Here is a 26,211-nt window from a genome sequence, read left to right as displayed (position 1 = left end):
GCCGCTCGCTTGCGCTGGTGCATGTCTGACCGCGGCAAACAGATCACGGGACCTCTGTCTGCCGGACACCGACACCCGCGGCGCGGCCGAGCCTTGCGGCGCTCTGGGAAAGCTAGAATGCGCCTTGGCTTCAGGAGCACGGACATGAAGAACCCCGAGGTGCAGGACGGCAAGTCTCCTTCCCAACTGATCGACGAGAGAATCCGTGAGCTGGACGACTGGCGCGGCGAAATGCTCGCCCGCATCCGCAAGCTCATCCGGGCCGCGGATCCGGACGTGGTCGAAGAGTGGAAGTGGCGGGGCGTTCCGGTGTGGTCGCACGCCGGTATCCTCTGTACCGGAGAGACTTACAAGAGCGTCGTGAAGATGACCTTCGCCAAAGGGGCGTCGCTGCCGGGCCCTTCGCAGCTTTTCAATTCGAGCCTGGAAGGGAATACCCGGCGCGCGATCGATCTGCACGAGGGCGAGGACATTGACGAGACGGCGCTGAAGGCACTGATCCAGGCCGCCGTGGCGCTGAACCAGTCGAAGCTCCGGCGCTGACCGCCGGCCCGACCGCAATTGCCGCGAGCTTGGCCCGTCAAGGCCGCCGCCAATGAATACTTGCCGGTGACGTATTTCCCGCGCAAGCCGAAGTGAAGGCGGAAACAGCCAGGGTTCGCCCGGACGTCACCTGGCAGGATCGCCGTCGGCGCTGCGCAGGATCTCGGCCAGCGCGTCGATATCGACCGGCTTGACGATGTGTCCGTGAAAGCCGGCCTGCGACGTTTCTTCCTTGATGCCAGGCTCGCAAAAACCCGTGAGGGCGTAGAAACGGGTGTGGTGCAGGTGCGCGTAGTCGCGCAGCTCGCGCATGAGTTCGAAGCCGTCCATATCGGGCATGGCAAGGTCAATCAGCGCCACGTCCGGCGTGAAGCCTTCCACGCTGCGCAGGGCGGTGACGCCGTCATAGGCTACCTTGATGGCATGGCCGGTCATCTGGAGCAGCAGCCCCATGCTATCGGCCGCATCGCGATTGTCGTCGACCACCAGGATGTTGAGCCCGGCACGGGGACGAGCGATGAGCGGCGCGGCAGATGCGTTCCGCTCGGTGACGATCGGCAGCCTGACGCTGAACGTGCTGCCCAGGCCGACGCCCGGGCTCGCCGCGGTAATCGAGCCTTCGTGCAGCTCGATGATCGAGCGGCACAACGACAATCCGATACCGAGTCCGCCAGTGCCGGTCTGGCCTGGCTCGCCGCCCTGCACGAACAGGTTGAACACTTTTGACAGGGCCTCCTGAGCGATGCCGCAACCCTGGTCGTTAATGGAAACCTGCCCGGTGCGCCCGTTGATCTGGGTGCGCAGCGTGATCGTGGTCCCTTCCGGCGAAAACTTGGACGCGTTGATCAGCAGGTTCTGCAGCACTTGCGCCAGCCGCGTGAGATCGCCGAAGACATGGAATTCCACGTTGTCCGGATCCATGACGATGCGCTGCGCCCTGGCGTCGAGTGCCGGCGCGCTTCCCTCGACGGCGGCCGCGATGACCTCGCGGATGGCAATCACCGAGCGGCGCAGTTCGAGCTTGCCGGCGGCGATGCGGCCAACGTCGAGCAGATCGTCCACGAGCCGGGTGAGGTGCCTGAGCTGGCGCGCAACGATGCCGAGATTGGCCCTGACCAGCGCTTCGTCCCCGGGCGCCCGTTCCATGACGGACGTGGCGCTGTACATCGGGGCCAGCGGGTTGCGCAGTTCGTGGGCCAGGGTGGCAAGGAATTCCTTCATGCGCTGCGCCGAGGCTTCAACCTCTTCGAGCTTCTTGCGCTCGCTCATGTCGCGGGTCACTTTCGCGAAGCCGCGCAGCTGGCGATGCTCGTCGTAGATGGCGGTCAGCGTGACATTGGCCCAGAGCAGCGAGCCGTCCTTGCGGACCCGCCAGCCTTCGTCCTGTACGCTGCCATCCTCGCGGGCTCGCTGGATCAGCCTTTCCGGCTTGCCGGCCGCGATATCCTCGGGCAGGTAGAACGCGGAAAAATGCCGGCCCACGATCTCGCTGCTCAGGTAGCCTTTGATCTGCGCCGCGCCGGCGTTCCAGCTGATGACATGGCCGTGCGGGTCGAGCATGAAGATCGCGTAGTCCTTGACGTTCAGCACCAGCAGCCGGAACGTCTCGTCGCTTTCCCGCAGCTTGGCCGCGCCTTTCATCTGCTCGGTCATGTCCCGCGTGACCTTGGCAAAGCCGATCACTTCACCGGCCTCGTTGTGCAAGGCGGTGATCAGGACATTGGCCCAGAAGCGGGTGCCGTCCTTGCGCACGCGCCAGCCTTCATCTTCCAGGCGGCCATGCCGCCGGGCCAGCTCCAGTTCCTTCTGCGGCCACCCACGGGCGATGGCGTCTTCGGTATAGAAGCGCGAGAAATGTGAGCCAATGATCTCCGCTGCCTCATACCCCTTGATGCGTTGCGCACCCCGGTTCCAGCTCATGACCGTGCCGTCCGTGTCGAGCAGGAAAATCGCGTAGTCGGAAATCGTTTCGACGAGCGTGCGGAAGATATCGCGCCGTTCAGGCGCGACGACGGGGCTCGCGGGGTGGCCGGATGGCGACATGGAGGGATAGGCGATAGGGCTCCCGCAATGGTGGCCTAAAGCCCGCCGGACTGCTGTCCGGTTCCATCCTACATGCCGCCTGTGGTTCGGCGCACATCGCCCAGAGGGGGCGGCCCGGATAATGCGCCAGGGTTCAGAACAGGTGCCGGATGCCGACGCGCGACAGGAACTGCTTGTCGGTCGAGGACGTTCCCGCCATGGCGATCGACCCCACCGTGCCCGCGGCGCCGCTGGCGCGCTGGGTGTGAAGGTCTAGGTACACGTCGGTCCGCTTCGAGAACCGGTAGTCGACTCCCGCGGAAAGCGTGATCCAGCGCGAGCTGTCGAGCCGGTCGAACGATACCTTGCCGGACAGCAGCACGTTGCCGTTGAGCTGGTACTCGCCGCCCATGTGGAGGACCTGGTCGCGCGAGTGGTGGCCGGCGAATGCGAGATCCGTATTGGTGTAGAGCGCCGACAGCTTCAGCGCCTGCAGTTGGTACGACGCACCCGTGGCAATAATGCGCTGCTTGTCGGCAAACAGCGTGGTGGCGGGCGTGATCGAACGGCCGAACATGGCGGGGGCGCCCGTCAGGCCCGCATAGACCGGTGCACCGTTGATATCGGTGTAGGCAACGCCAGCCGAAAACGCTGCCGCACTGTACTGGGCCAGCCCACTGATGGCGCGGCCCTTGTTGGTCGACGAATTGCCGGAGTCCGTGCCGAAGCTGTAGATGCCCCCGAAACGCAACCCACCGAATTCCTTGCTCAGGAACTGGATGGAATCGTTCAGGCGCTGTCCGGAGACGCGGTCCAGGTCGGCGTTCTCCACACTGTGGATGCCGCACTGCAGGCACGGCAGGTAGCGCAGCATCTGATAGGCAAAGTCGTACTGGCGACCCAGCGAGATATCGCCGATGTCCCGGTCGCCAAGGCCGATCAATGCCTGCTTGCCGAACAACAGGCCGCCTTGTCCGAGCGCACCCGTGTCGACCGAGAACCCGTTTTCCAGGCGGAAGAAGGCCAGCTTGCCGCCGCCCAGATCCTCCGAGCCCGTAAAGCCGAGGGCATTCGCCTTGTTGATGCCGTCCTGGGTGGCCACCAGGGAATGGCCGCGGACATTGCTGGTGTAGGCAATGCCCTCGTCGACGCTGCCGTAGAGGGTGACGCCTTGTTCGGCGTGCGCGGCGGTGCCGAGGCACGCCAGTGCCAGGCTGGTCATGGTAAAGCGCTTCACGGATTCTCCCTTGGTCTCTGCATATCGTCGTTGCGGGCGAGACGTTTCCCCGCGGCCCCGGCGGGGGCCGTGTTTTTCTGAGCGAACGGTGGGGCGGCGCGGGATCAACCGATCCCGCGCCGCATCAGATTTCTACATCGCGGGTTTCGGGCAGCATCCACATCGCCACCAGGCTGACGAGGCTGGTGATGGCCAGGTACCAGGCCGGCGACATCGGGTTGCCGGTCCAGGCCAGCAGCCCGGTCACCGCGAACTGCGTGGTGCCGCCGAAAAGCGTCGTGCCGATGGCGTACACGAGGGAAATGCCGGTGCTGCGGAACGACGCTGGCAGCAGTTCCGGAATGACGACCATGGCCGCCGCCGCGCTCATGGCGGTCAGCGCGGCGATCACCGCCGTCACGGTCAGGAAGCTGAATGCGCTGGGCGCCGCGATCAGCCACGAGAACATCGGCACGATCAGCAGCATCAGCAGCACCCGTGGCAGCACCAGCACGATCTTGCGGCCACGGCGATCGCACAGCCAGCCGCCCAGCAGCGCGAACACGAAGGTCAGCGCGCCACCTGCCAGCGCGCTGGTTTGCGCCAGCGTCGCGGGCAGGTGCAGGGTCTGGATGGCATAGGTGGTCATGTAGTTGCCGATCTGCGACGACACCGCGCCGGCCAGCGTCATGAGCACGCCAAGGACCAGGTAGCTGCGATAGCGGCGCACCACGCCGCCAAGGATCTCGCCGGTGCTGTGGGTGGTGCCGGCCTCGAAGGTCTCGGGCAGGCTGCGCCGGATCTTCACGGCCACGGGCACCAGCACGATGCTGATCAGGAACGGCACGCGCCATCCCCACGCCGCCAGTTGCTCGGCCGTCAGCAACAGCGATACCGCCACGCCCAGCAGGCCTCCCACGGCGACCGCGATGCCCTGGCTGGCCAGTTGCCAGCTCGCATACAGGGCGCGTTGGCCTGGCGGCGCGGCTTCGACCAGCAACGCGGTGGCGGGGCCGACTTCGCCGCCCAGCGCCAGGCCCTGCAGGAGCCGGCATGCCACCACGATCAGCGGGGCCGCGATGCCGATCGAGGCATAGCTCGGGGTTGCGGCCATGCCCAGCGTGCCGACGGTGATAAGCGCGACGGTCAGGATCATGGCCGGCTTGCGTCCGGCGCGGTCCGCGAGCGCGCCGATCAGGATCGCGCCGAGCGGCCGGGTAAAGAAGCCGACGCCGAAGGTGGCGGCCGACAGCAGCAGGCTGCCGAACTCGCCACCGACCGGAAAGAACGCGCGCCCGATATAGACAGCGAAGTAGGCATAGATGACGAAGTCGTAGAACTCCAGCGCGTTGCCGGCGACGGCGGCGGCAACGGCGGCGCGGCCGATCACCGGGCGCGCGGCGGCCGGCGCGGGTGGGTGTCCGGTATCGAGTAGGGTGGAAGCGGGCATGTTGTCTCCGTAATGCATTGCTGTCGTTGTTCTGCGCGGCGGCGCAGTCAGGCCACGCCGGCGGTGGTCTCGGCGAGCCCGCGCACGGTCTCCAGGAATACCTCGCATCCCTGTTCCCAGATGTCGCGCTGCCAGTCGTCGGCCTGCGGATAGAAGGCGTCCTTCAGGGTCTGGCGAATGGATGCGGCCTGCCTGGTATCCGCGCTGCGGCGGCGCTGCAGCCAGTGTTCGGCGCGCATGGCGCCGATGACCTGCTGCGTCGGATAGGTGCCGAACTCCAGGCAGACATTGGTCTGGACCGCCTGCGGGCATTCCTCGTACAAGGCGTACTGGATCGGCCCGGTCATCGGGATGCTGGTGGAGCTGCCGGTATTGACCGACGTCACTTGGTCGCCCCACCAGCGGCGGGCGCGCTCGAGCGCGCCGTCCGTGTCCACGCACGCAAAAATGCGCTCGCCCACGCCGTACGGGCCAAGGCCCGTGTGGATGTCGATGGAGCCGATCTGCCGGCACTGCGTGGCGTAGCGGCGCAGGATGCGGCGGAACGTAAGGTTGCTCCATGCCGGCTCCTGGCCACCGAAGTGCATGCCGTCGGCAAACGCGTACTGGCCCAGCGACACGGCGCGCTGGAAGCCACGTGGGCCAACCTTCTGGCGGTAGCTGTCGAGCACGCTCTCGTTGGCGTCGGCGGGCGGCCACGCGTCGGGCAGCAGCAGGTCATGGATTTCCGCGTAGGGCGCGTTGACCGGCAGCGGGGCCGAGAAGTCGACGAAGTTGCGATTGAGGTCGACATTCTCCTGCGTGGCGCGCCGCGAGTACGAGAACCCGTACGGGTTGACCGCATGGACATGCAGCACCGCGGTGTGCGCCGCATGGGTGGCGCCCAGCCCAAGCAAGCCGGTCTGGATGGCGGAGCCGCAATAGCCTTCCACCCCATGCACGCCGCTGATGACGATCAGCAGGTTGCGCGCGTCGGCCGGACCGTCGAGCACGACGTCGGTGGCCAGTGTCTCGCCATCGGCCCCACGCATCGGGAGTTCGAACGACTCCACGGCCAGGCCACGGCGCGCGGCGGCGCCGAGGAATTTTTCGCGCGCTTCGGCGTAGTTGCGGCTGAAGAGCGATCGGAGGTCGAGGATGTGCATGGGTGCTGCGCTTCTACAGTGGGGACGGGGACTCAATTGCAGGCCAGGGCCGGCGCGATGCCGGCGCGGGCACGCGCGCGCTGCGCGCACGCGTCGCCGAACGCGCCAAAGATGCGCTGCGCCAGGGCGCTGTCGCCCACGCGCATTTCCGGATGCCATTGCACAGCCAGCGTGAACTGCGGCGCTGCCGCGACCGACACAGCCTCCACCAGGCCGTCCGGGGCGGTGGCTTCGACACGCAGGCCGTCGCCGAGGCGCTCGATGCCCTGGTGGTGCAGGGAGTTGACCAGGCAGGAACTGTCCGGCGCGATCGCCGCCAGCCGGCCGCCCGGCACGACCTGGATCGCGTGGCGATCCTCGTACCACTGCATGATCGGCCGTTCGTGGTCGCCTTCCCGGTGGTCGAGCCGGCCCGGCTGGTCGTGCACGGCGCGCTCCAGCGTGCCGCCGTAGACCACGTTCAGTTCCTGGAATCCGCGGCAGATGCCAAGCAGCGGCACGCCTGCGGCGATCAGTCGGGGCAGCAGGGGCAACACGGTGGCGTCGCGGGCCAGGTCCTGCCTGGTGGCCGCCGGCAGCGGCGCGGCACCGTAGCGCTCCGCGGCCACGTTGGACGGGCTGCCGGTCAGCAGGATGCCGTCCACCGCTTCGATCAGCGTGTCGGCGTCCATGGCTTCCGGGCAGGCCGGCAGCAACAGCGGCAGCGCCCCTGCCGCCGATGCGACGGCACGCACGTAGCCATCGAGGGCCGAATAGGCGACGTGGTTATACAGTTCGATGCGGTCGGTGATGATGGCCACGACCGGTCGACGGGCGGGGGAAGAATGTGCGGCTGGCATGGCTCGGCGTGCAAGGGAAGACGAGCGCAGTGTAGGTAGGCCGATGACTTCTGTATATTGCAACTAAATTGATATCGGGTTGCAGACTCTGCAAGTCACCATGAACACACGGCAATTGCGCCACTTTCTGGCGGTGCTGGAGAGCGGCTCGCTGCTCGCGGCAGCGGAAACCGTCCACCTGAGCCTGCCCGCGCTGTCGCGCAGCATCCGCGCGCTGGAAGACGGGTTGGGCGTACCGTTGTTCGATCGCAGCGACCGGCGGCTGCAACCCACCGTGTACGCCCACGCCTACGCGTCCCGCGCGCGCCGGATGGTGCTGGACGAAAAAGAAGCGATCCGGACGCTCGACCTCATGCGCACCGGCGACCTCGGTACGGTGACGATGGGCATGGGTTCGTCGCTGGCGGAACCGATACTGCGGCCGATGCTGGCGGAGCTGCTCACGACCTCTCCCGGCTTGCGGCTGCGCAGCCTGATCGAAACGTCGGACCGCCTGCTCGACGCCCTGCTGGCCGAGCGGCTGGACTTCTTCGTTGGCGACATCCGCATGGCGCAGGGGCATCCGGAACTCTCTGTCGAGCCGTTGCATCGCAGCACCTTCGGCTGGTACGCCCGCACCGGCCATCCGCTGGCCCCGGAACGCGAAATCGACAGCAAGACGTTGCGCCGGTATCCATTGATCGCCACCGGTTATGTGGAACCGTCCATGCTGATGCAGCTGGGGCAACGCTATGACTTGCCGGCGCCGGTGCTCGACCAGTTTGCGTTGATTGCCGATGACCTGGGCACGGTGCGGGAGATCGTCGCATCCAGCGACGCGATCGTACCGGCGACCGACATTGCCATGCTCGCCGCCGTGCGCTCCGGCGTCCTGGTGCCGCTCGATGTCACGCCGCCGTTAGCGCTTGACATGACCCTCGGCATCGTCCGGCCGAGCCAGCGGACGCTGGCCCCCGCGACCGAAAAGGCCTTCGGACTGGTGCGCCGCCTGTTTGACGCCGCGGCAGGCGAAATTGCGGCGGCCAGGGCAAGCGCTGGCCGGGCAGGGTAGGCGGGCATGGCCCGCCGGCACTAGGGTGGCCTACCGGCGGCCGCCGCCGCGTCCCCCGCGTCCGCCGCCAAATCCGCCTCCCCGGCCCGCACCGGACCCCAGGCTGGAGCGGCCCCGGTTGAAGTCCCGCTGCACGGCACCGCCGCCAGCGCCCACGCCCTGGAAGCCATTGTCCCGGCCGCCGCCCGCGTCGCGTCCACGAAAGCCGCTGCGGCCGGATGCGCCGGCGGTGCTGCGCCCAAACTTCTCGCGCGTGGCATTGTCGCGGTAGGCAACGCCCTGGCGGTGCCGCGCGTCATGCTGCCAGCGGTCGCCCTGGAGCTTGCTCGCGTCGAAGTTGCGGTCGATGTTCCTGGCCTTGTGGTGCTCCACATGGACCCCGCCGTTGTTCCAGTCGCAGTTGCCGAAGATCGCGACGGCGGCGGCCAGGCCGATGCCAAAGGCGATGCCGCTGCCGATAGCGGCGCCGGGCGGGTAGTAGGCGCCATAGGGCGGCCAGTAGTAATACGGATAAGCCGGATAGCCCCAGCCGCCGTAGACGACGGCCGGATCGTAGACCGGCACATAGACCACGTCCGGGTTGGCGGGCTCGATGCGCACGATGGTCTGGGGCGCGCCAGCCGCGCCGGCCGTTTCGACAGTCACGGTCTGCTGCGGCCCCGACTCCAGGTGCCCAGCCTGCCGCGCGCGCGCGCGCAGGCGCTGCACGGCATCGAACACGTCCTTTTGCTGGGCCAGGAAGGCATCGCCGAGTTTCTGGGTCCAGTCGAGCTTGTCGCTCATCGGTTCCAGGATCTGCGGGAACGCCACCAGCGACTTCACGCTGACATCCCACGTTTCACCCTGTACCGCCTTGACCGCCCCGTCGCCCTTGAGGTTCGGGTGTGCCTTGACCCAGCGCGCGGCAAGCGTGACTTCCAGCGGGTAGGTCGAAGCCATCAGCACCTGCGCGAGCAGGGGATCCGGGTAGAGCGCGATCGGCGCGACCATGGCCTCGATCTCTTCGGCCTTGTAGGGCGCCGGCTCGCCCTGCGCCGCCTGGGCGGGCCCGCCGGGCAGCGCGGGCACAGGCCCCGTGGATGATGGCGGCGCAGCGGTCTGGCATGCGCCCAGCATCAGCACGGCGCAACATGCGGTGGTGAGGATGCGCGGCTTCATGGCGTCACCTTCTTCCAGCCGGGCGCCGGATCGAAGGACTTGGTCGCCGCGGCCTTGCCGGCGGTGCTGGGGCCAAGGTCACGCTGGTAGACCTGCCCGTTGTGGTTGACGATAAAGCTCATCACGCCCGTGTCGCCATAGCGGACCGGCCACGCCATGACCGCGAAGCCGCCGAACAGCCTGCCGTCGACCACGTAGTTCAACGCCCCGCCGTCGCCGTGCGGCCCTTGCGCGGTGAGCAGCTTGTACTGGTAGCCGTGGTAGCCCTCGGGGCTGGCATTGCGCGCGCCCGCGTCGCGGAAGGCGGGGCCGAGCGGGCTGGGCGCCTCCTGCGGGCCGGTCGGCCAGTAGAGACCATCATGCTTGCCGGGGGAACTCGACAGCATGCTGGCATAGACCAGCCGTTTCTCGTCGTCATGGGTGGTCTGCGCGTACTCGTCCTGCGCGTCGCAGATGGCCTGCAGGGTCTGGATCACGGCAAGTTCGTTCCGGCCGATGCGGCGCACACGCATTTCGCGGGCGCCGGCCTGGGTGTCGAACTGCCATCCCTTGCCCGACCGGACCAGCGGCACGGGGAGGGTCCAGCCGTCGTTGCCCACGGCGATCGTGGCGCGGTTGCCGGATTGCTGCACGCGGTGCGACACCGCCCAGGCACTGTCGAAGCGGCTGCGGACGCCGGCGCCGGCCGGTGGGATGATGTCGCGATAGTTGGCGCCCAGCATGCCCTGCATCGCGGCCTCGTCATTGTCGCGGATGGCCTTGCCGAAGGCGTTCATGGCGGCGTCCGGCGTGTCGAAATACTCGGCTGCCAGAGCATGCGCAGCTGCCAGGCCAAGCACGCAGGTACAGCCCAGTGCAGCCATGGACTTCCTCAGGTTTCCCGATGGTCTTTTCATAATCCCTAGTCTGTGGTCACGAAGCTCTGTCCGGCGCAGTGCCACGCCGGCGACGGTGCCGCCTCAAAGCAGCAGGGGCACACCGATCAATAGAAAGACGGCGATGTAGATGACGCCAAAGATCGCACCGAGCCGCCAGTAGTCGCCGGCCGGCAGGTAGCCGCTGCCGAAGTACACGGGGCTGGGGCCGGTCCCGTAGGGTGTGAGGATGCCCATGATGCCGAGCGTCAGCGCCAGCATCAGGGCAAAGGAAGGCATGTGCATGCCGGTGATGGTCGAGCCGACGCTGAGCATGACCGGAAGCATCGCGGTGGCGTGGGCGGTAACGCTGGCGAACAGGTAGTGCGTGAAAAAGAAGATCAGCACCAGGATCACCGCCGCCGTCAGCGGTGAAAACCCGCTCATATGGGTCGCCATGGTGTCGGCGAACCATTTGACGAAGCCGGTGCGGCTCAGGCCATCGGCCAGCGCGATCAGCGTGGCGAACCAGGCCAGCGTGTTCCAGGCCTGCTTGTTGGCGAGCATGTCGTCCCAGGTCACGACTCCGGCGATCAGCATGATGCTGATGACCAGCATCGCCGCCGTGGTCGCGTTGATATGCTTGTCGCCGAAGATCCATAGCGCCAGCGCGATCAGCACGAGCACGCCCAGCAGCCATTCGCGGCGGCTGGGTGGCCCCATCTTGCGCAGCTCTTCCGCGGCCCAGGCCGGCACCTCGTTGCCTTGCTTCACCTCCGGTGGATACAGCACGTAGGCGAGCAGCGGCACCGCCAGCAACAGCAGGATCCCGACCGGTGCGAACGCCATGAACCACTGCATCCAGCTCAGGTCGACCTGCACCGTCTTGCGGATCAGTTCGGCCGCCAGCAAGTTCGGCGCCAGCGCGGTCAGGAACATCGAACTCGTCACGCAGGTGCTGGCAATGGCGGTCCACATGATGTACGAGCCGATCCGCCGCGCCGACGGATCGTTCGGCTTCGAGTCATAGAGCGGCGGCAGGTTGCGGATAACGGGAAAGATAGTGCCGCCGCTGCGCGCCGTATTGGACGGCGTGAACGGGGCCAGCAAGGCGTCGGCCATCATCACCGCGTAGCCCAGCGTCAGCGTCTTGCGGCCCATGGCGCGCACCAGCAACAGGGCGATGCGCCTGCCCAGGCCAGTCTTCTCGTACCCCAGGGCAAACATGAAGGCCCCGAAAATCAGCCATACGGTGCTGTTGGCGAAGCCGGAAAGCGCCCAGGCCAGCGACGCGTTGCCTGGATTGAAACCCGGCTTGGCGAGTTGTTCGGGACTGAAGAACACCCATTCGTCGAGCACCGCGACCAGCGTCACGGCAATCAGCCCGATGGCCGCGCCCGGCAGGGGCTCCAGCATCAGGCCGACAATCACGCCGACGAAGATCGCGAAGTAATACCAGGCGTGCTGGGCAAGGCCGTCCGGCGCCGGAATGAGGGCAAGTACAATCGCCGCAAGCACGGGGGCAAGAGGTTTCCAGTAAGCACGCATGCGACGCTCCCTTTGCAAAAACCTCCGCTGTGCTAAGGTTTATATGACCTTTTCGGCGGAAACGCCAGTATGGCGCCGACGGCGCCTGCGACAGGGGCGAGACGATGGGACTGGTTCGTATGAGCATCGAAGGACGCCCGGTCGAGGCGCCCGCCAATTGCTCCATCCTGCAGGCGTTCATGCATGCCGGCGAAACGCTGGTCGAAGGCGTCGGCTGCATGGGCCAGGGAGTATGCGGGTCCTGCCGCGTCATGGTGCGGCGCACCGGCGAGCCCGACGTGAAGACCGCGCTGGCCTGCGAGACGCTGGTCGAGGACGGCATGCAGGTCGCCTTCCTGGACTACTTCACGGAGTCGGAGCGGCACGTCTACCGCATCGAGGAGATCGGCGACAGCTGGGACGCACTGAGCACGATCGCTGGCGTGTTCCCGGAGGCCGCGCATTGCCGCCATTGCAGCGGCTGCGATCGCGCCTGTCCGAAGGGCCTCGAAGTACAAGAGGGCGTGCGCAGCGCCGTGGAAGGCAGGCTGACCGCGGCGAGCCGCGTGTTCGACGAATGCGTCATGTGCAACCTCTGCACGCTGGCCTGCCCGGAACATATCCGCCCCAACCATCTCGGCCTGTTCGTGCGGCGCATGATCGCCGCGCAGACGCTGCGCCCGGCCAACCTGATGCTGCGGCTGCAGCAGATCGAGAGCGGCCAGATGGCCATCGATTTCGACGCGCCCGGCGCGCGGCCACCGGCCTGAGGGAGACCGATCATGCCAGCGGGTATTCCCTACGAAGACGCGCGCAGCCGCTACCGCCCCGGCGTGGCGACGACGATGCGGGGCGAAGAGATCGCCGTCGATGAACTCCTGAAGGGCTACCACCCCGATCACGGGCCCAATGCGCGCGTGGCGCTGGCGGTCGGCGTCAATCGCGGTGACCCATGCCAGCCCGATCTCGCGCGCAGCCTGCAGGCCAATGCGCTGATCGACGACGTCGACATGGCCGGCGCGCAGCTGGTCTCGACCGATGTCCTGGTCATCGGCGGAGGCGGTGGCGGCTGCGCCGCCGCGCTGACTGCGGCCGGGCAGGGCGCGAAGGTGATCCTGGCCACCAAGCTGCGCATGGGCGACAGCAATACCGTGATGGCGGAAGGCGGCATCCAGGCGGCCATTGGCGAGGACGACAGCCCGCAGCTCCATTTCGAGGACACGCTGCGCGCCGGGCATTTCCGCGGCGATCCCGAACTGGTCGCGCAGATGGTGATGGATGGCCCCGACGTGATCCGCTGGCTGATCCGGCTGGGCATGATGTTCGACCAGGACGAGGAGCGGCCCTTCGGCGGCAACCTGATGCGCAAGAAGCCCGGCGGCGCTTCCGCCGCGCGCATCCTTTCGTACCGGGACTACACGGGCCTGGAGATGATGCGCGTATTGCGCGAGGCGGTCGACATGGAGCCCGGCGTGGCGGTGTGGAACCGCTGCCCGGTGGTCGAGCTGCTGTCCGACGAGCGAGGCCGCTGCGCCGGGGCCGTGATCTACAACCTCGAATGGCGCACGTTCGTGCTAGTGCGCGCGCGTGCCGTGATCCTGGCCACGGGCGGGGCAGGGCGGCTGCATCTGAACGCGTTCCCGACCTCGAACCATTACGGCGCCACGGCCGACGGGCTGGTGCTCGCCTACCGGCTCGGGGCGCGCCTGCGCGAACTCGACTCGTTCCAGTACCACCCGACCGGCATTGCCTACCCGCCGCATCTTGCCGGCGGCCTGATCTCGGAAGCGGCGCGGTCGGCTGGCGCGAAGCTGCTCAACGGCGAGGGCGAGCGCTTCGTCGACGAACTGAAGCCGCGCGACGTGGTGGCGTCGGCCATCCTGCGCGAATGCGCGCAGGGGCGCGGTATCGTGCGCGGCGAACAGGTCGGGGTGTTCCTCGATACCCCGACGCTGGAAATGGAGAATCCCGGCATCCTCGCCAAGCGGCTCGTGACGCTGCGCCATTTGGCGCACAAGTGCGGGCAGGACGCCGCGCAGGAGCCGTTCCTGGTCTATCCGACCTTGCACTACCAGAATGGTGGCGTGGCCATCGACAAGACCGGTGCGACCAGCGTGCCAGGGCTGTACTGCGTCGGCGAGGTCACGGGCGGCATCCATGGCCGCAACCGGCTGATGGGCAATGCGCTGCTGGACATCCTGAGCATGGGCAGGCGTGCCGGCGCCGCCGCGGCGCAGGCCAGGGGAGGCCTGATGGCTGCGCGTGCAGGCATTGGCCATGTGCATGCGTGGCAGCGCGAACTGACGCTGGCCGGGCTGCCGCTGCACGTCAAGGCGCCCCAGCTCTTCCCGGGGTATGCGCATTTCGACCTGCGCGTTGATGCCGGGCTGAACGCCGGCGCGCGTGGCCGGGCAGTCGGCGGCACGCGGTGATCGGTCCACGGAGCGCACGATGGATAGCTTGAATCAGGTACTGCTCAACGAGGACATCCGGGTCGGCGCGGACCTGGAGGCGTGGCTTGCGCGCGGCGGCGGCGAAGGCCTGGCCGCAGCGCTGCGCGATCCGGGCGCCATCCTTGCCATCATCGAGCAGGCGGACCTGCGCGGCATGGGTGGCGCGGGCTTTGCCACGCATCGCAAATGGGCGCCGGTAGCCGCCGTGGCCGATGGCGACAAGTACATCATCTGCAATGGCAACGAGGACGAGCCGGGCACCTTCAAGGACCGGTTCCTGCTGGAGCACACCCCGCACCTGGTGATCGAGGGCGCGCTGATCGCCGCGGCCGCGACCCGCGCCAATCATGTGGTGCTGTACGTCAACCCGCATCAGCCGGTGTCGCTCGCGATGGCCCGCGAGGCGGTCAGGCAATGGCAAGCGCATCCGCTGTTCGCCGAACTTGCGCGGCTGGTCGGCGGGGCAGTATCGCTCGGCGTGGTGCCGAGTTCGGGTCTGTATATCGGCGGCGAGGAAACCGCGGTGATCGCCAGTGTCGAGGGTGGCTTCCCGTTCCCGCGCCGCAAGCCGCCTTTTCCCGCCCAGCATGGCGTGCATGGCGCGCCGACGGTCGTGAACAACACCGAGACGCTGGCCCATGTGCCGGGCATCCTGCGCCACGGGGCGCAGTGGTATCGGGACCTTGGGGTCGGCCATGCCGCGGGCACCAAGCTGTATTCGTTGTCGGGCGATGTGCTGCGGCCCGGCCTGTACGAGCTGCCGATGGGCACGAGCCTGGAGACCCTGGTGTTCCGGCACGGCGGAGGGATGTTGCAGGGCAAGGAGTTCAAGGCCGTTTTTACGGGGGGGCCGTCCAATACCTTGCTGACCAAACGCGATCTGGACGTGGCGCTGGACTTCGACTCGGTCCGCCAACGCCGTTCGCGGCTGGGCACCGGGGCCATGATCGTGGTCTCGGAAGGGACCAGCATCGTGCGCAAGGTGGCCGAGTACGTGAGCTTCTTCGCGCAGGGTTCCTGCGGCCAGTGCCCCCCGTGCAAGGGCGGGACCTTCCAGCTGATGCGGCTGCTCAACCGCATCGATACCGGCCGCGGCGTGCGCGCGGACCTGGACGCGCTGGAAAACCTGTGCCGCATCCTGCCCGGCAGCGGACGCTGCGGCCTGATCGACGGTGCCGTGACCGTTGTGGACAGTTCCCTCCATCAGTTCCGGGACGAATACGATGCGCTGCTGATGGCTTAGGGCAGGGGAGTCGCGTTCCGGCGCACCGTGGCTGCACCTTATCTATTGGCGCGCTGCAATAGCGTCTAGAATTCGCCCATCATCCGACACGAACGGGAAAGCGAATTATGGGTCTCCTCGTTGACGCCGTGCTATTCCTGGCCGCTGCCCTGATTGCAGTCCCGATATCGGTAAGACTGGGGTTCGGCTCCGTGCTGGGCTATCTGGTTGCCGGCGTGGCGATCGGGCCCTCGGTTCTCGGCATGGTCACGGAGGTGGACCCGGTTTTCCACGTGTCCGAACTCGGCATCGTGCTGATGATGTTCGTCATCGGCATCGAGATGGATGTCCGGAAGCTGTGGAAGATGCGGCAGTCCATTTTCGGCTACGGCGGGCTCCAGGTCGCGCTGTGCGCGGCACTATTGGCGATCGCTTTCATCAGCTTCGGCGTGAACTGGCGCGTTGGCATCGCCGCGGGATTTGCGCTGTCGCTGTCGTCCACGGCCATGGTCATTGCGATCCTGGAGCAACAGGGCCTGATGCATACGCGTCTTGGCCAGACCAGCTTCGGGATCCTGCTGTTCCAGGACATCGCCGCGATTCCGATGATCGCGCTGTTGCCGTTGCTGTCACCCGTGCCGGCCGCAAATACCTCGAATGACGGCTGGAGTGTCGCCCTCAAGGCCTTGGCGGTGCTCGCCGCGGTCATCGTGATCGGCAGCTTGCTATTGCGTTATGTGCTGCCTTTTATCCGGCGCAGCGGCACCCGGGACACGCTGACGGTTTTCGCGCTGCTCTGGGTGATCGGCATTGCGCTGCTGATGCACCATGTCCACCTGTCGATGTCGCTGGGCGCGTTCGTGGCCGGTGTGTTACTGGCCGGGTCTGATTGCCGCGAGGAAATCGAAACGGATATCGCGCCGTTCAAAGGCGTGCTGCTCGGCTTGTTCTTCATGGCCGTGGGCATGTCCATCGATTTTGACGTGCTGGCAAGGAACCCGCTGCTGGTCGCGGTACTGGTTGTCTTGCTGGTTGGCACCAAGCTGGGGGCCTTGCTGTATCTGGCAAAACGGTTCCAGGTGCCGCAGCGCGAGCGTTTGTATTTCGCGATCCTGATCTCGCAGGGCGGGGAATTTGCGTTTGTCGTCATGGCTGCTGCGGAGTCGTCGCGCCTGGTCAACGGCGAGCAGATGTCCATCGTCACTGCCGTGGTGGCGCTATCCATGGCCGCCACGCCGCTATTGATGATGGCCCAGCGCGGTATGGCCCGCCGCAAACAGGGCGATCCGTACCGGGTTGCGGAAAAGCCGGCTGGGGATGCGCACGATGCGGACGTGCGGTGATGCCTGGCTTTTGGGCTTGTGCCGGTGCGGATTGCTTGACGCGTTAGATGACGCCGATTCTGTAGCAACCCCTGAAAGATTCGATTTCAAACTTTTGGCTTCGTTACCGATGGCAGCCAAGTTGAAACTGCTGATCCCGTAGCGCCCGGTGGTTTTGCTTGAGCTGGTTCATTTGCTGCCAGGCGTTGATCTGGCGCTGCTGGATCTCGTTCGCGCGGACCTGTCCATCGATGGACTGGCACAGGTTGCGCTGGTTGTTGGCAGCCACGTAATCCTGTTGTTGCTGCTGCGCAAGCTGGGTCTGGTACTGCTCGCTCTCAGTTGCGCGCCTGGCCAGGAACTGTTGCTCCTGCTGCTGCACGTTGGCCGACTTGCCGACCGTGGACACCGATCCGCCCATGCCCGACGTGATATCGGTATAGCCCGGCGGGCAGTATTGATCCTGGGTGTAGAGGATTTTCCCTTGATTGCGACACTTGGCGGCGTGCGCTGTGCCGAAGAACGCAAGGGTGACCAAAAGCAGTGCGGCTGTGCGCATTCTTCTATTTGTTGATACTGGTGTCGTAACGATAACACGGTGCATTGCGGCCTCCGGTCTCGGACAGACGGGAAGCCGCCAGCATGCCAGCCCTGGCAAGGGGGTACGACATTTCTATTTGGCTCAAATGCGACATTACTATTTGGGGCCAACAAGTTTGTCACGCATAATACGTCTTATGTTAAATCAAAGATCCATGCAAATGAGTATGCATCCGAAAGCTTGCGCTGGGTGCCCGGACGCAGCCGCCCTGTAACGCACTGCTCCCGAGGGTTTATGCTGATTAGGCATAACGAGAAACGAGGCAGCACAAATCCATGAAATCTGCGCATTGGCTGTGGTGCCAGTGCGTCCGGATCCATAGACTGTCTTTCCCAGCATTGCCTCTACGCAAGGAGCGTAACCATGACGGCCGGACTCTTCAGAATCGAACATGATCTCCTGGGGGACCGCGAGGTTCCTGTCCAGGCCTACTACGGTGTACACACCCTGCGCGCGGTAGAAAATTTTCCGATCACAGGCACCCCGATTTCCATCTACCCCGAACTGATCAAGGCGCTGGCCGCAATCAAGCAGGCCGCCGCACTGGCTAACCATGAACTGGGCCTGCTCGACACGGCACGATGCGATGCCATCGTCGGTGCCTGCCAGGAACTGATTGGCGGAAAGCTGCATGACCAGTTCGTCGTCGATGTCATTCAGGGCGGCGCCGGCACCTCGACCAACATGAACGCCAACGAGGTCATCGCCAACCGCGCCCTCGAATTGCTCGGATACCAGCGTGGCGAGTACCAGCACCTGCACCCGAACGAACACGTCAACATCGGGCAGAGCACGAACGATGTCTACCCCAGCGCGCTCAAGGTCGCTACGTGGTTCGGCATCATCGGGCTCGTGGACGCCATGGCGGTGCTGCGGCGCGCTTTCGAAGCGAAGGCCGACGAGTTCGCCCACATCATCAAGATGGGACGCACCCAGCTGCAGGACGCCGTGCCGATGACGCTGGGGCAGGAATTCAGCACCTACGCCGTGATGCTCGGAGAGGACGAGGCCCGCCTGCGCGAAGCCGCCATGCTGATTTGCGAGATCAACCTGGGCGCGACGGCAATCGGAACCGGCATCACCGCACATCCTTCGTATGCCCCGGTGGTGCTGCGGCGCCTGCGCGAGATCACGGGCATCCCCCTGGAAACCGCGCCCAATCTCATTGAGGCGACACAGGACTGCGGCGCCTTCGTGCAGCTTTCCGGCGTGTTGAAGCGCGTTGCCGTGAAGCTTTCAAAGACGTGCAACGACCTGCGCCTGTTGTCGAGCGGGCCGCGCGCGGGGCTGGGCGAGATCAACCTGCCGCCGATGCAGGCCGGCTCCAGCATCATGCCCGGCAAGGTCAACCCCGTGATCCCCGAAGTCGTGAATCAAATCGCCTTCGAGGTCATCGGCAATGACATCACGGTCAGCTTTGCGGCAGAGGCCGGCCAGCTTCAGCTCAATGCGTTCGAGCCGATCATCGCGCACAGCCTGTTCAAAAGCATCAGCCATCTGCGCAACGGCTGCCTGACGCTTGCCGAGCGCTGCGTCAACGGCATCACCGCGAATGCCGACCGGCTGCGCGCCACGGTCGAGAACTCGATCGGCGTCGTGACGGCGCTCAACCCGTACATCGGCTATGCGAATGCGACGGCCGTTGCCCAGGAAGCCCATGCCACGGGCGGCAGCGTGTACGAGATCGTCTTGCGCAAGGGCTTGCTGTCGAAGGAAGAACTCGACCGGATCCTGCGGCCCGAGACGCTGACGCAACCGGTGCCGCTGGACTTGCACGGAAAATTGCATTGAGCACGATCGCCGCGGCAGCCGGAGCGTTTCCCGCGTAGACAACGCCGGTGGGCGTATGAGGCCCCTCTCCTCTGCTCCCGGCTTCTGCGCCCTCCCCGGATTCGCGTTAACATTCCGCAGTCCCCGCACCCGGCTTGACTTCCTCATGAGCAACCTCAACCAGCAATCGGTACTTACCGTTCACCACTGGACAGACACGCTGTTCAGCTTTACCTGCACCCGCGATCCCGGCTTTCGCTTCGAGAATGGCCAGTTCGCCATGGTCGGCCTGGAAGTCAATGGCCGCCCCTTGTTGCGCGCCTATAGTATTGCCAGCGCCAATTACGAAGAGACGCTGGAGTTCTTCAGCATCAAGGTTCCGGGCGGTCCGTTGACGTCTCGCTTGCAGCACCTGAAAGTCGGCGACCCGGTTTTCGTCGGCAAAAAGCCGACCGGCACCTTGCTGGTCGACAACCTGTTGCCAGGCAAGACGCTATGGCTGCTCGCCACCGGCACTGGCCTGGCTCCGTTTCTCTCGATCATCCGCGACCCGGAGGTGTACGAGCGCTACGACAAGATCGTGTTGACCCATACCTGCCGGTATGTGGAAGAGCTGGCCTATCAGGAACTGATTTCAGAGCACCTGCCGCAGCACGAATACCTCGGTGAACTGGTACGCGAGAAGCTGGTCTATTTCCCGACCGTCACCCGCGAGGATTTCCACACCCGCGGCCGGATCACCGAACTGATCGAGACCGGCGAGTTGTTCGACCGTCTGGAGGTCGGGCCCTTTTCGACCGAACGCGATCGCGTCATGCTGTGCGGCAGCCCGGACATGCTCAAGGAAATTCGCGGGCTGCTCGAAGCGCGCGGCTTCGTGGAAGGCAATATGAACCACCCGGGCCATTTCGTGCTGGAAAAGGCCTTTGTCGGGTAGGCTTCAGGCTTGTCGGTGTCGAAGGCATGCGGGATCGCCGGCGAGAATGACGTCCGGCGAAATCCCGTTCATTCTCTTTCGCCGGAAAACATCGTCATTCGCTGCGAGATATGGTCCAGCAGCGCCAGCGCCGCCGCCGGCAAAGGGCGACCGGCCTTGACCAGCAACCGCGCCTGCGTTCCCTGGAAAAGCGGATGGTCAAGCGGCACCACAGCGAGGGTGCCGGCCGCGATCTCCCGATACGCAGCAAACTCGCCGATCAACGTCATGAAGTTTTCGTAGGCGACGAACTGCTTGAGCGCAGTGAGGGAATTGCTCACCAGCGTCGGGCGAATCCGGATGTTCTCGGCAAATTCCAGCATCTGCAGTGCGTGCCCGACGCCGAACGACGGCGGCATCATCGCCAGCGGATAGGACTGCAGGTCCCCAATGCTCGCCGGGCCGCCCCGCAAGGCCAGCGGATGGTCGCGCCGGAGCAGCAGCACCACGGGCTGCGATGCGCTCGCCCGATACGCGATGCGCGGATGCGGAGGCGGATTGTAGGCCAGGCCGATGTGCGCGCGGCTTTCCGCGACTTCGTTCAGCACGTCATCGACCGGGAGGATATCCAGCCGGATGTCGAGCTCGGGGTATTGCGCGCAGAACGGCGCCAGGACTTCATTGACCAGCGGATCCACATAGCCCTCGCTCATCGCCAGGTGGACCTCGCCTTGCCGCAGCCCCTGCAGCGCGTGCAGCTCGTCTTCGAGTTTCTCCTGGTGCGATCGGTAGCCGCGCCAGAACTCGATCAGGTGCGCGGCCGCGGCCGTCGGACGCAGCCCGCGCGGCTCCCGCTCGAACAGCATCGCCCCTAGCTCTTCTTCCAATAGCCGGATCTGGCGCGTGATGACGGACGGCGAGGTGTTCAGGCTGTCAGCCGCCCCACGGATGGTCCCGTGCACCAGCACCTCCCGGAAATACCGCAAACGCTGCTGATTGATCTCACGCATTCTGGAATGTTCGCAGGACAGATGTGTCGGGGAAACGCCCACCTTACCCCAACCACGCGGCTTGTGCGCATCATGGCTTGCCGCCTTGCGCCGTATCAGTCACCTGCGTTGCTCAAAAGGCAACAACCCGTAAACACAGTTGCTGTTTGCCGGAACACTCCGCGCTGTCACGATCCGTTTCCAGAAGACGCCATCCACAGGCGATACCAAGGAGACAGGATGTTTGCAAACCCGACCGCAAGCGCCGTTGACAGCGCGACCGCGCTTTACAGCAAGATCAACTGGCGGCTGCTTCCCTTCCTGCTGATCTGCTACCTGTTCGCCTACCTTGACCGGGTCAACGTGGGCTTTGCCAAACTGCAGATGCAGAGCGACCTTGGCTTCTCCGATGCGGCGTACGGCATCGGCGCGGGCATCTTCTTCATCGGCTATGTGCTGTTCGAAATTCCGAGCAACCTGATGCTGCCTCGCATTGGCGCGCGCAAGACGTTCAGCCGCATCCTGGTGCTGTGGGGCATCACCTCCGCCTGCATGCTGTTCGTGCGCAATGTGCCGATGTTCTATGCCATGCGCTTCCTGCTGGGCATCTTCGAGGCGGGCTTCGCCCCGGGGATGATCTACTACCTGTCCTGCTGGTATGGTCCGCAACGCATGGCCCGGGCCATCGCCATTGTCTTCCTGGCGGGGCCGATCGGTGGCATTGTCGGCGGCCCGGCCTCGGCGTGGCTGATGACTACGCTCGCCGGGACCGCCGGCCTGGCGGGCTGGCAGTGGATGTTCCTGGTCGAGGGCCTGCCCTGCATCCTGCTCGGCATTCTGTCGCTCCGGTTCGTGCCAAACCGCCCGGCGGACGCCGCCTGGCTGACCACGCGGGAACAGCGCCTGCTCGAAGCCGAACTGGGGGCTCCTGTCGGCCACAAGCACGCCTTCAGGGCCGTGGCCCGAGACGCGCGCGTCTATGTGCTGGCACTGGCCTACTTCTGCCTGATTGCCGCGATCTATGCCATCAGCTTCTGGCTCCCGAGCCTGATCAAGGCGCTCGGCGTGTCCGACACGGTGCAGCTTGGCTGGTACTCGGCCATCCCCTACGTGGCCGCCGCGTTTGGCATGTACTTCATGGGGCGCAGGTCCGACCGGGTAGGCGAGCGACGCATCCACTGCGCGGTACCCGCCATGGCGGCCGGGCTGTTGCTTGGCGCATCGACTCTGGCCGGTGGCAGTCTCGCCGTCTCGCTGGTCTTGCTCACCCTTGCCACGATGTGCCTGTGGATGGCCTACACCGTGTTCTGGGCCATGCCCGCCGAGTACATCAAAGGTCCGGCGGCAGCCGGTGGCATCGCGCTGATCAACACGATCGGATTGTCGGGCGGCTTCTGGGGACCGGCCATCATCGGGTGGGCCAAGACGGCGACCGGCACCCTGCACGCCGGCTTGCTCGTGCTTGCCTTCCTGCCATTGGCCGCAGCGCTGATCATCCTGGCGAACAAGCTGCCGGCGAAGCGGTAATCAACCTCGAAGCAGCGCGCGCTGGCTGCCGTTCAACCGGAAAACCGGGTCGCCAGGGTGTGCTGCCATGTCAAACTGTCCGATTCTGTTGGGGCGGGCAAGGAAAGGAGTCACAACATGCTTTTACATCTGTCGACCTGGTCTGAAATCGAGCGGTTCCTGCAGCGTAGCCGCACCATCGTCATCCCGATCGGTTCCAACGAGCAGCATGGGCCCACCGGCCTGCTCGGGACTGACTGGCTGTGCCCGGAGATCATTGCGCGCCAAGCCGAGAAAGTCGCCGACATCCTGGTCGGGCCGACATTCAATATCGGCATGGCCCAGCATCACCTGGGTTTTCCGGGCACCATCAGCCTGCGCCCGTCCACCTTCATTGCCGCGATCGGTGACTGGACACGCTCGCTGGCAGGCCATGGCTTCGAGAAGATCCTGTTCCTCAACGGGCACGGCGGAAATATCGCCTCGATCGAAGCCGCGTTCTCCGAGATCTACGCCGAGGCAAGCTTTGGCCGGCGACGCGCGGGTTTCGCCCTGAAGCTCTGCAACTGGTGGGACCTGGATGGCGTGGGCGACCTGGCGCGCGAGCAGTTTCCGAGCGGCCATGGGTCGCACGCCACCCCCTCGGAAATCGCCATTACGCAATGGGCCTTCCCCGATGCCATCAAGCACGCCGACTACGTGCCACGAATCGCCCCGTCAGGCCCAATCCGCGACGCACTCGACTTCCGCGCGCGCTACCCGGACGGCCGCATCGGCTCCGATCCGGGACAGGCCACTCCGCAAAAGGGCGAGGCACTCGTCATGCTGGCCGCGCAAAGCCTGGCGCGCGAACTGGAATGCTTCGGCAGCGAGCCCATTCCGGCCTGATGGCGTCCGTGACGACTGCCGAGGGGGAGGAAATCCATTGGCTAGTAGATACGCAATGCCTCGCCCCCCTGCTCCCCTACTCCCCTACTCCGCCCGGATGTCCGCGCGCGCCGCCACGGCGCGCATTTCCGGCAATTCCTTCTCGACCCGCGCCTTGACCGCCGCGCCATTGCCATAAGCCGGTGTCAGCCCCAGTTCGACCATCCGCGCCCTGGTCGCCGGCGCATTGGCGACCTCCTCCAGCGCCTTTTCCAGCTTCTGCTGTACCGGCGCAGGCAGGCCAGCCGGCGCCATCAACGCGAACCAGGTGCCCATCTGGAACCCGGGATAGCCGCTTTCCGCCACCGTTGGCACTTGCGGCAACGCCGGCAGCCGCTGCGCCGACAGCACTGCCAGCGGCTTGATCTTGCCGCCCTTGATCAGCGGCAGGCTGGCCACCACGGTGTCCACCGCGACCTGCACCTGGCCGCCGGCTAGCGCGGTCAGGCTGGGTGCGCTGCCATTGAACGGGACATGGACCATGCGCGTGCCGGTGGCTGCCTTCAGCATCTCCCCGCCGAAATGGACCGAAGAACCCGCACCGAAAGAGCCATAGGAAAACTTGTCGGGACTCGCCTTCGCCTGGGTCACGAGATCCTTCAGCGAATTGACGGGGATCCCGGGGTTGGCCACCAGTACCAGGCTCATGTCCGCGACCAGTCCCAGCGGCGCAAAGCTCTTGACCGGGTCGTACGCCAGGTTGTGCCGGATCGCCGGGTTCAGTGTCAGCGTGGTGCTCGCGGCGAGCAGCAGCGTGTAACCGTCCGGCGTGGCCTTCGCGACTTGCGTGGCGCCGATCACCGTGCTGGCCCCTGGCTTGTTTTCCACCACCACCGATTGCCCTAGCTTCTCGCTCAGGCCGACCGCCAGCAAGCGGCCCAGCACGTCGGTCGCGCCGCCGGCCGCAAACGGCACCACCAGCCGGATCGGATGCTCGGGCCAGTGGGCCCCCTGCGCCGCGGCCGGCGTCGTGGCCAGCGCGGCGGCCAGGCCAGCGCATGCAAGGAACAGCTTCGTGGGCGTTGCGGTCATCGTTCAACTCCTGCCTGCAGTTTTTTAGGGGAAAGCGGGGAAAAAACGGGAGAAAGCGAAGCAATGCGGGTGGCGGCGGGCCACCCGCTCGACAAACCTGACGCCTTGAGGCCTACCCCAGCAACGGGCTGCGCAGGCGAGAGAAGCCGCTCGCCTGGTCGTAGGCATGGCCGAGTTGCAGCACCGCGGCGTCGGTCTGCGCAGGTCCGATGATCTGGATGCCGGCAGGCAGCCCCTGGCGGCTGAAACCCGCTGGCGCCGCCAGGGCCGGCAGTCCCGCCATGGTCGCCGGCACCACGGCCTGCATCCAGCGGTGATAGGTGTCCATGTCGCGGCCGCCGATGGCGTGCGGCCAGTCCAGCTCGGCGTCGAACGGGAAGACCTGCGCGGCCGGCATGACCAGGTAGTCGAAGCGCTCGAACAGCGCGCGCAATACCTGGTACCACGCGCTGCGCTCGCTCATGGCCTCATACACGCGCGGACCGGTCAGTGCCAGGCCGCGTTCGATTTCCCAGACGGCCTCCGGCTTGAGTTGGGCCCGCCTGGCGGGATCGCGGTAGAGCGCATGGTTGGCGCCCGCCACGGCAAAGCTGCGCAGGTCGATCCACGCGTGCCAGAGGCGCTCAAGGTCGAAGTCCGGCAGCGCAGCGTCGACCGTGCAGCCCAGCGCACGCAGGTGACTAAGCGCCATGACGCACGTGTCGAGCAAGCCGGCTTCGGTTGGCAAATGGCCGCCAAGGTCGCCGAGCCAGCCGACGCGCACGCCGGTCCAGTCTCTCTCCGGCGGCAGGACGAAGCTGCCCGGGGCCTCGGCGCGGCGCGTCAGCGGCAGGCGCGCGTCGAACCCCGCCTGCACCGACAGCAGCAGCGCCAGGTCCGGCACATTGCGCGCCATTGGCCCGGCCACGCTGAATTGCTGGAAGAAGACCTCGTCGGCCGGCCCGTGCGGCACGCAGCCGAACGAGGTGCGCAGGCCATAGACATGGTTGAACGCGGCCGGCGTGCGCAGCGATCCCATCATGTCGGAACCATCGGCCACCGGCAGCATGCGCAGCGCCACCGCGACGGCAGCCCCGCCGCTGCTGCCGCCGGCCGAGCGCGCCGGCTCCCACGCGTTGCGGGTGGTGCCATAGACAGGGTTGTACGTATGGCCGCCCAGCCCGAACTCGGGCGAATTGGTGCGGCCGACGAACAGCGCGCCGCCGGCGCGCATGCGCTCGAAAATAACGGCGTCGGTCTGGCTGACCTGGCCCGCGAAGATCGGCGACCCCTTGGTGGTGACCATGCCGGCGGCCGGCATGATGTCCTTGGGCGCCTGCGGGAAACCGTGCAACGGGCCGCGGCGGGCGCCCCGGGCGAGTTCGTCGTCGAGCCCCGCCGCCTGCTTGCGCAGCGTGTCCCGGTCCACCGGCGCGACGATGGCGTTGACGCGCGGATTGTGGCGGTCGATCTGCGCCAGGTACGCATCGAGCACCTCCACGCACGACACCTCGCGCGCCTGGATGGCCCGTGACAGGGCAACAGCGTCGAGTTCGACGATGGAATCGGTCGGGGTGCCGGGAATCGCGTTCATGGAAGCCAGTCTCCTCTGTCCTTGTGTCAGGAAAGAGCATAGGGGCGGCGTGGGTTTCCCACAATCAAGGATTTTTTCAAATACCCTTGCATAAA

General features: G+C 65.9%; 22 protein-coding genes. 10 read left to right on the top strand and 12 right to left on the bottom strand.

What is annotated here, in order from left to right; genetic code table 11:
* Positions 1-144 precede the first annotated feature (144 nt).
* Complete coding sequence (locus ACIGJC_RS22220; protein ID WP_483714348.1) at positions 145-543, top strand: DUF1801 domain-containing protein; 399 nt, start codon at positions 145-147, stop codon at positions 541-543.
* A gap of 126 nt (positions 544-669) precedes the next feature.
* Here the strand turns inward: ACIGJC_RS22220 and ACIGJC_RS22215 are convergent, their stop codons facing one another.
* From ACIGJC_RS22215 to ACIGJC_RS22195, 5 genes are all read right to left on the bottom strand, one after another.
* The gene (locus ACIGJC_RS22215; protein ID WP_483714347.1) at positions 670-2,586 is read right to left on the bottom strand and encodes a PAS domain-containing hybrid sensor histidine kinase/response regulator; all 1,917 of its coding nucleotides are present in this window, start codon (positions 2,584-2,586) and stop codon (positions 670-672) included.
* Positions 2,587-2,719: 133 nt separating this feature from the next.
* Positions 2,720-3,802 (bottom strand): porin, encoded by a 1,083-nt coding sequence (locus ACIGJC_RS22210; protein WP_483714346.1) that lies wholly within the window; start codon positions 3,800-3,802, stop codon positions 2,720-2,722.
* Positions 3,803-3,926: 124 nt separating this feature from the next.
* The gene (locus ACIGJC_RS22205) at positions 3,927-5,231 is read right to left on the bottom strand and encodes an MFS transporter (RefSeq protein ID WP_483714345.1); all 1,305 of its coding nucleotides are present in this window, start codon (positions 5,229-5,231) and stop codon (positions 3,927-3,929) included.
* Between the two features lie 47 nt (positions 5,232-5,278).
* On the bottom strand, positions 5,279-6,376 hold the full coding sequence (locus ACIGJC_RS22200; RefSeq protein ID WP_483714344.1) for a M14 family metallopeptidase: 1,098 nt from the start codon (positions 6,374-6,376) through the stop codon (positions 5,279-5,281).
* Positions 6,377-6,408: 32 nt separating this feature from the next.
* A complete protein-coding gene (locus tag ACIGJC_RS22195) occupies positions 6,409-7,215 on the bottom strand; it encodes a gamma-glutamyl-gamma-aminobutyrate hydrolase family protein (protein WP_483714343.1) in 807 nt (268 codons plus the stop codon).
* 100 nt (positions 7,216-7,315) lie between these two features.
* On the opposite strand from ACIGJC_RS22195, the gene ACIGJC_RS22190 reads away from it, so the two are divergent.
* Positions 7,316-8,266, top strand: a complete 951-nt coding sequence (locus ACIGJC_RS22190; RefSeq protein ID WP_483714342.1) for a LysR family transcriptional regulator — start codon at positions 7,316-7,318, stop codon at positions 8,264-8,266.
* A gap of 30 nt (positions 8,267-8,296) precedes the next feature.
* Here ACIGJC_RS22190 and ACIGJC_RS22185 read toward each other — a convergent pair whose 3' ends face one another.
* The 3 genes from ACIGJC_RS22185 to ACIGJC_RS22175 form a co-directional block, all read right to left on the bottom strand.
* Positions 8,297-9,424: a DUF3300 domain-containing protein gene (locus ACIGJC_RS22185; RefSeq protein ID WP_483714341.1), complete on the bottom strand. Its 1,128-nt coding sequence runs from the start codon at positions 9,422-9,424 to the stop codon at positions 8,297-8,299.
* Positions 9,421-10,287, bottom strand: coding sequence for a DUF2950 domain-containing protein (locus ACIGJC_RS22180; RefSeq protein ID WP_483714339.1), 867 nt, complete (start codon positions 10,285-10,287; stop codon positions 9,421-9,423). The genes ACIGJC_RS22185 and ACIGJC_RS22180 overlap by 4 nt, the downstream gene beginning before the upstream one ends.
* 96 nt (positions 10,288-10,383) lie before the next feature.
* Positions 10,384-11,826, bottom strand: a complete 1,443-nt coding sequence (locus tag ACIGJC_RS22175) for an anion permease (RefSeq protein ID WP_483714338.1) — start codon at positions 11,824-11,826, stop codon at positions 10,384-10,386.
* A 110-nt stretch (positions 11,827-11,936) separates the two neighbouring features.
* On the opposite strand from ACIGJC_RS22175, the gene ACIGJC_RS22170 reads away from it, so the two are divergent.
* From ACIGJC_RS22170 to ACIGJC_RS22155, 4 genes are all read left to right on the top strand, one after another.
* Positions 11,937-12,575 carry a 2Fe-2S iron-sulfur cluster-binding protein gene (locus ACIGJC_RS22170; protein ID WP_483714506.1) on the top strand — a complete coding sequence of 213 codons (639 nt, stop codon included), beginning with the start codon at positions 11,937-11,939 and terminating at the stop codon, positions 12,573-12,575.
* A gap of 12 nt (positions 12,576-12,587) precedes the next feature.
* Positions 12,588-14,237 carry an FAD-binding protein gene (locus tag ACIGJC_RS22165; protein WP_483714337.1) on the top strand — a complete coding sequence of 550 codons (1,650 nt, stop codon included), beginning with the start codon at positions 12,588-12,590 and terminating at the stop codon, positions 14,235-14,237.
* A 19-nt stretch (positions 14,238-14,256) separates the two neighbouring features.
* Positions 14,257-15,501: a complex I 51 kDa subunit family protein gene (locus tag ACIGJC_RS22160; RefSeq protein WP_483714336.1), complete on the top strand. Its 1,245-nt coding sequence runs from the start codon at positions 14,257-14,259 to the stop codon at positions 15,499-15,501.
* Positions 15,502-15,608: 107 nt separating this feature from the next.
* Positions 15,609-16,823 carry a monovalent cation:proton antiporter-2 (CPA2) family protein gene (locus tag ACIGJC_RS22155; RefSeq protein ID WP_483714335.1) on the top strand — a complete coding sequence of 405 codons (1,215 nt, stop codon included), beginning with the start codon at positions 15,609-15,611 and terminating at the stop codon, positions 16,821-16,823.
* A gap of 103 nt (positions 16,824-16,926) precedes the next feature.
* Here ACIGJC_RS22155 and ACIGJC_RS22150 read toward each other — a convergent pair whose 3' ends face one another.
* Positions 16,927-17,406, bottom strand: a complete 480-nt coding sequence (locus tag ACIGJC_RS22150) for a hypothetical protein (protein ID WP_483714334.1) — start codon at positions 17,404-17,406, stop codon at positions 16,927-16,929.
* Between the two features lie 360 nt (positions 17,407-17,766).
* Between ACIGJC_RS22150 and aspA the strand changes: the two genes are divergently transcribed.
* Together aspA and ACIGJC_RS22140 are read left to right on the top strand one after the other, a co-directional pair.
* Positions 17,767-19,194, top strand: coding sequence for an aspartate ammonia-lyase (gene aspA / locus ACIGJC_RS22145; RefSeq protein WP_483714333.1), 1,428 nt, complete (start codon positions 17,767-17,769; stop codon positions 19,192-19,194).
* Between the two features lie 145 nt (positions 19,195-19,339).
* The gene (locus tag ACIGJC_RS22140) at positions 19,340-20,110 is read left to right on the top strand and encodes a ferredoxin--NADP reductase (protein ID WP_483714504.1); all 771 of its coding nucleotides are present in this window, start codon (positions 19,340-19,342) and stop codon (positions 20,108-20,110) included.
* Positions 20,111-20,178: 68 nt separating this feature from the next.
* Here ACIGJC_RS22140 and ACIGJC_RS22135 read toward each other — a convergent pair whose 3' ends face one another.
* Complete coding sequence (locus ACIGJC_RS22135; RefSeq protein WP_483714332.1) at positions 20,179-21,099, bottom strand: LysR family transcriptional regulator; 921 nt, start codon at positions 21,097-21,099, stop codon at positions 20,179-20,181.
* A 219-nt stretch (positions 21,100-21,318) separates the two neighbouring features.
* Here ACIGJC_RS22135 and ACIGJC_RS22130 point away from each other — a divergent pair, with 219 nt between their 5' ends.
* Together ACIGJC_RS22130 and ACIGJC_RS22125 are read left to right on the top strand one after the other, a co-directional pair.
* Positions 21,319-22,605, top strand: coding sequence for an MFS transporter (locus tag ACIGJC_RS22130; protein ID WP_483714331.1), 1,287 nt, complete (start codon positions 21,319-21,321; stop codon positions 22,603-22,605).
* Positions 22,606-22,722: 117 nt separating this feature from the next.
* Entirely contained in the window at positions 22,723-23,472 is a 750-nt protein-coding gene (locus ACIGJC_RS22125; protein ID WP_483714330.1) for a creatininase family protein, read from the top strand.
* Between the two features lie 84 nt (positions 23,473-23,556).
* Here the strand turns inward: ACIGJC_RS22125 and ACIGJC_RS22120 are convergent, their stop codons facing one another.
* Both ACIGJC_RS22120 and ACIGJC_RS22115 read right to left on the bottom strand, forming a co-directional pair.
* Positions 23,557-24,543, bottom strand: coding sequence for a Bug family tripartite tricarboxylate transporter substrate binding protein (locus ACIGJC_RS22120; RefSeq protein WP_483714329.1), 987 nt, complete (start codon positions 24,541-24,543; stop codon positions 23,557-23,559).
* 112 nt (positions 24,544-24,655) lie between these two features.
* On the bottom strand, positions 24,656-26,116 hold the full coding sequence (locus ACIGJC_RS22115) for an amidase (protein WP_483714328.1): 1,461 nt from the start codon (positions 26,114-26,116) through the stop codon (positions 24,656-24,658).
* Positions 26,117-26,211 lie beyond the last annotated feature (95 nt).

The sequence above is a fragment of the Cupriavidus sp. C3SS-1 genome, from assembly GCF_057073755.1.
The sequence above is the reverse complement of the archived record's forward strand: the minus strand, read 5'-3'. Positions and strand labels throughout refer to the sequence as shown.